Origin of the sequence: Anaerorhabdus sp. (assembly GCF_036657415.1) — a bacterium.
Classification (GTDB): domain Bacteria; phylum Bacillota_I; class Bacilli_A; order Erysipelotrichales; family Erysipelotrichaceae; genus Anaerorhabdus.
The window spans coordinates 1-3721 of sequence record NZ_JAVXGL010000027.1 but is presented as its reverse complement, the minus strand read 5'-3'; the positions used below and the strand labels follow the sequence as shown (position 1 = coordinate 3721).

Genomic DNA, 3721 nt, shown 5'->3' with positions numbered 1-3721 from the left:
TCCATGGTGGTGCTAAAGGCGGAACCGTTTATGTTGATGGTTCTCGCGACTCTCAAGTATTAAGTCTTACAAATGACGAAGATACAGCATGGGATCAAATGAGTATCACAAAAGACTTTGGTGTTGATGTTAAAAAGAAACAAGAAGAAGAAAAGAAAACAGATTTAAGAGCCGACCGTCAAGACCGTAATATTGGTATTGAAATTGGAGATATCTGTCCAATTTGTTTGGAAGGTGTTGTTGAAGAAATTGGTGGATGTAATACTTGCACCAACTGTAATGCTCAATTAAAATGTGGATTATAAAATAGAACCTCGATTAACGAGGTTCTATTTTTTTAGGTTAAATTTCTTTTTACATATTCTTTAGCTTTTTCAATTGAAGTAAACTTCTGTTCACTACTTTCTAAATAGCTAATTAAATCATTCCAGTTTGTAAGTGAAAATTCTTTTTTCCCATCATCTAACAATTTTCTTAACTCAACTTTAAGTTTAGAAGAAAATTTTAAATCTGAAACATATTGGCAATCGCACTCTTTCGCAAGATAATCAAGCAAATGTAAATTATTCTTCATAATAATCCATCTCCCTCTTTAATCACTATTAATCATAACTACTAAATTGCTTAATGATTAGAAACGTAGACTTTTGTAATCACATTCATTAGAATAAAGGAAAGAGTGAAACCCGCATGATTATCCCAAATTATATGAATTATTTTCTTAAATTGTTAGATGATAAGACAATGTACTATCGAGAATAAAGGTCTACCTTTTTTTTCATATAATTTCTCTTTCAACCCAATTATAAAAAGTTGATGGTGAAATATTCAACTCTTTTGCTGCTTGTCTTCCACTAATAATTCTCTTTTTCCATAATGTATAAATACGTTTAAAATCAGGGTTTATATCTTTTCTAGGTCTTCCTAAATGAATACCTTTAATCCTTGCTGCTGCGATACCTTCTGCTTGTCTTTTTTTAATGTTGTTTCTCTCAGTTTCTGCAACGTAAGAAAGAATTTGTAAAACTAAATCCGATATAAATATTCCAGTTAAACCTTTTTCTTTTTCACGAGTGTCTAATAATGGCATATCAAGTACAACAATATCTACTTTCTTATCTTTTGTAATGATTCGCCATTGCTGTAGTATTTCTTCATAGTTTCTTCCTAAACGATCAATACTAAGCACAAAAATAATGTCACCCTCACGAATTGTTCGCATTAACTTTTTATATGCGGGACGATTAAAATTTTTTCCAGTTTGTTTATCTATAAAAATATCTTTTTTCATTATTTTTAATTCTTCCATCGCAAGTAGTTGTCTATCTTCTTTTTGATCTTTGGAACTTACACGAATATATCCATACTTTTTCATATCTCCTATTATCCTTTCCCTATAATATTCTACTGTATCTATGCAAGACTTCTTCAAATTAATATAATATATATAGAAATAAAAAAAATAAAAGGAGACTAACTATGAAATACGATCAGCACTCTTACTATTTAGGTATGACTTTTGCTTTTGTAGAATGTGTTTTAAATGATGCTAAAGAAGTTGCATTAACTTATCCACTCCCTCAAATTGAGCATGATGAATTAAAAGAAATCCAAGAGAAAATAATTTTTGAAAATGGCTGCAAATTATATTGGGATACTACACAAAATACAATTGTTGGTGTTATCTATAAATATGATGAAAGTCTTGCAAAGTATTTAGAATTAAGAAAACACTATGATTTAATCAATGACTTTAATGAATTCAAACCTTTACTTGGATACCATATCGTTTCCAAAATAAATAACTACACTCCAATTGATTGTCATGTAGTTAATAGCGAAGATTGGATTTTTAAAATTTAAGAAAATACTTTTCTATCTTTAATTTGTTTTAGCATTTCTTTAACAAATGGTGGACGAATCACTAATAGACAAATTAGATATGTTATTCCACCTAGTACAATTTGTATTACTGAAGTTAAAAAATTTGATTTCAATAATGTTCCTATAGTAACAACCACAATGAACATAATACTTGAAGCAAATATTATAGACAGAATTTCCGTCACTTTCAGTCTTACTTTAATGTCTTTTCTAGTATATATAAACTGAATTATTGTGACTGTTAATTCTGCACAAATCGATCCAGCAATAGCTCCAATAGCACCTAACCTAGGTATTGAAATAAAATTCACGCAGAAATTAACTATAGCTCCAGCAACAACTGAGATTGTATAGAATTTTGTTTTTCCTGTTGGAACTAAGTATTGCGTACCAAACACATTACTTAAAGCAATGAATAAAATAATAGGTGACATTAACTGAATCAATAATCCCACGGGCGCATAATCTTTATTCGTAAAAAACCAATCAACAAATTTTTGGACCATACCGCAAATACCAAAAATCATAGGTAGAGATAAATACAAAGAAAGATGAATTGTTTTACTTAGATATTTTTGGACACCTTCTAAATCACCTTTGTGAAAAGTATTCGTAACTCTAGGCAACATGACCGATCCAATAGAGGTAATAAAAAACAAAAACATTCTAATAAATTTCTGTGTTTGTTCATATAACCCTACTTGATCTATTCCGCCTGAATATAAAATTCTTAACATCATAATATCTAAAACAGAATAAATTGTTATGGCAATTTGAGGAACAAATAATGCAATATTTGGTTTAACATGCGCTAAAACATCTTTTAAAGTGAACTTTGTAAAACTTATATATTGATGTATTTGTATCCACATAACCAATTGACCACAAATACCCACCATCACATTTAGAAATACAAATAGAGGCAAATCATTGGTTCCTTTTACAAATCTAAAAATCAGTATAACTCCTATTACTTTTACAAGTATATTACGAATACTTACTTTTTTGAAATCCTCAACGCCATAAAAAAACCAAGTAATATCTAATGCAACTGATAATAAAGTAATTGATTGTATTAATAAAATATTCATATATTTATCCCCAACAACAATGGCATAAATAATGAAAGCTATTGTAGACAACGACATACTTAAACATTGCATTGTAAAAATTTCTAAGAATGTTTTTGAACATTCTTTTTTATTATCTCTTACTTTTGCAATCTCTCGATTTCCATAAATCGCAACACCTAATAAACCAAATGATACAAATATTTGGATAATTGCAGATGTCGCTGCATTTATCGATAATAACTCTAATCCCAATACTCTGGTAGTATATGGAATTGTAATAAGTGGCATTACGATACTTAGCAATTGATAAAGCACACTAAATATATAATTTTTAACTAGTTTTCTGTCCATATCTCTCCCAATAGAAACTTTTTTCTATAAAGTCATTCTACTGTTGTTTACCATCCATTACAAGAGTCATTAGTCCAATATGTTTTCACAAGGAATACTCACCCAACTTTTAAATTCATGACCTTCTTGTGAAAAATGAATAGTACCATTCAATTTAGAAACATATCGTCGAACACTTCTAATACCAAGTCCATGATCATTCTTATCCATTTTTGTAGTGAATAACATTGGGTTCTTTTTTAAAACATTAATACCTGTCGTATTCACTACGACAATATCTAAGAAATATTTCGTTTGCCGAATTTTAATGGAAATTCGCCGATCATTTTCGTAAATGTTTTCAATTGCATTATCTAAAATATTAGATAAAATAATTGCGATATCAAACGCTGTTTCATCTAAAATATCTATTC

Annotated in this window: 5 protein-coding genes and 1 pseudogene; 2 read left to right on the top strand and 4 right to left on the bottom strand. The window is 29.1% G+C overall.

Annotated elements, in window-relative coordinates:
* Window positions 1-305: pseudogene (locus tag RSB60_RS05500) on the top strand (ribonucleoside-diphosphate reductase); the annotation flags it as partial.
* 32 nt (window positions 306-337) lie between these two features.
* Here RSB60_RS05500 and RSB60_RS05495 read toward each other — a convergent pair.
* Both RSB60_RS05495 and RSB60_RS05490 read right to left on the bottom strand, forming a co-directional pair.
* The gene (locus tag RSB60_RS05495; protein ID WP_332615037.1) at window positions 338-574 is read right to left on the bottom strand and encodes a hypothetical protein; all 237 of its coding nucleotides are present in this window, start codon (window positions 572-574) and stop codon (window positions 338-340) included.
* 204 nt (window positions 575-778) lie between these two features.
* A complete protein-coding gene (locus RSB60_RS05490) occupies window positions 779-1375 on the bottom strand; it encodes a recombinase family protein (RefSeq protein ID WP_332615035.1) in 597 nt (198 codons plus the stop codon).
* Between the two features lie 104 nt (window positions 1376-1479).
* Here RSB60_RS05490 and RSB60_RS05485 point away from each other — a divergent pair, with 104 nt between their 5' ends.
* Window positions 1480-1863 (top strand): hypothetical protein, encoded by a 384-nt coding sequence (locus RSB60_RS05485; protein ID WP_332615033.1) that lies wholly within the window; start codon window positions 1480-1482, stop codon window positions 1861-1863.
* Here RSB60_RS05485 and RSB60_RS05480 read toward each other — a convergent pair.
* Together RSB60_RS05480 and RSB60_RS05475 are read right to left on the bottom strand one after the other, a co-directional pair.
* Window positions 1860-3308 carry an oligosaccharide flippase family protein gene (locus RSB60_RS05480; protein WP_332615030.1) on the bottom strand — a complete coding sequence of 483 codons (1449 nt, stop codon included), beginning with the start codon at window positions 3306-3308 and terminating at the stop codon, window positions 1860-1862. The two genes, RSB60_RS05485 and RSB60_RS05480, sit on opposite strands and share 4 nt — an antisense overlap.
* Before the next feature lie 69 nt (window positions 3309-3377).
* Window positions 3378-3721 (bottom strand): GHKL domain-containing protein (locus RSB60_RS05475; RefSeq protein ID WP_332615027.1); only part of this gene is annotated, 344 nt, incomplete at its 5' end.

Excerpts from the sequence above, each read along its gene's own strand:
- RSB60_RS05480 (WP_332615030.1), bottom strand. The coding sequence starts at position 3,308 with ATGGACAGAAAACTAGTTAAAAATTATATATTTAGTGTGCTTTATCAA.
- RSB60_RS05485 (WP_332615033.1), top strand. The coding sequence starts at position 1,480 with ATGAAATACGATCAGCACTCTTACTATTTAGGTATGACTTTTGCTTTT.
- RSB60_RS05495 (WP_332615037.1), bottom strand. The coding sequence starts at position 574 with ATGAAGAATAATTTACATTTGCTTGATTATCTTGCGAAAGAGTGCGAT.
- RSB60_RS05490 (WP_332615035.1), bottom strand. The coding sequence starts at position 1,375 with ATGAAAAAGTATGGATATATTCGTGTAAGTTCCAAAGATCAAAAAGAA.